This window comes from Acinetobacter sp. RF14B, assembly GCF_006864105.1.
In the GTDB taxonomy this organism is placed as follows: domain Bacteria; phylum Pseudomonadota; class Gammaproteobacteria; order Pseudomonadales; family Moraxellaceae; genus Acinetobacter; species Acinetobacter lwoffii_C.
Genome location: NZ_SMTB01000266.1, coordinates 1 through 467, shown reverse-complemented (window position 1 = coordinate 467; position 467 = coordinate 1). Strand labels below are relative to the sequence as shown.

At 49.3% G+C, this 467-nt stretch carries 2 protein-coding genes; both read left to right on the top strand.

Features of this window, described 5'->3' with window-relative positions; translation table 11 throughout:
• A partial coding sequence (locus E2K52_RS14895; RefSeq protein WP_227548263.1) for a thiamine pyrophosphate-dependent enzyme occupies window positions 1-324 on the top strand: 324 nt, incomplete at its 5' end.
• On the top strand, window positions 321-467 hold a 147-nt coding region (gene ilvM / locus E2K52_RS14890), incomplete at its 3' end, for an acetolactate synthase 2 small subunit (RefSeq protein ID WP_151205738.1). The genes E2K52_RS14895 and ilvM, both read left to right, overlap by 4 nt.

The window sequence follows — 467 nt, the reverse complement described above, 5'->3', positions numbered from 1 at the left end:
AAACGCAAGCAGTTACCGTTGAAAATCGTCTTACTCGATAACCAACGGTTAGGGATGGTTCGACAATGGCAGCAACTGTTTTTTCAGGAACGATACAGCGAAACCACCCTTACTGATAACCCCGATTTCCTCATGTTAGCCAGCGCCTTCGGCATCCCTGGCCAACACATCACCCGTAAAGACCAGGTTGAAGCGGCACTCGCAACCATGCTGACCAGTGATGGGCCCTACCTGCTTAATGTCTCAATCGACGAACTTGAGAACGTCTGGCCGCTGGTGCCGCCTGGCGCCAGTAATTCAGAAATGTTGGAGAAATTATCATGATGCAACATCAGGTCAATGTATCGGCTCGCTTCAATCCGGAAACCTTAGAACGTGTTTTACGCGTGGTGCGTCATCGTGGTTTCCACGTCTGCTCAATGAATATGGCTGCCGCCAGCGATGCACAAAATATAAATATCGAATTG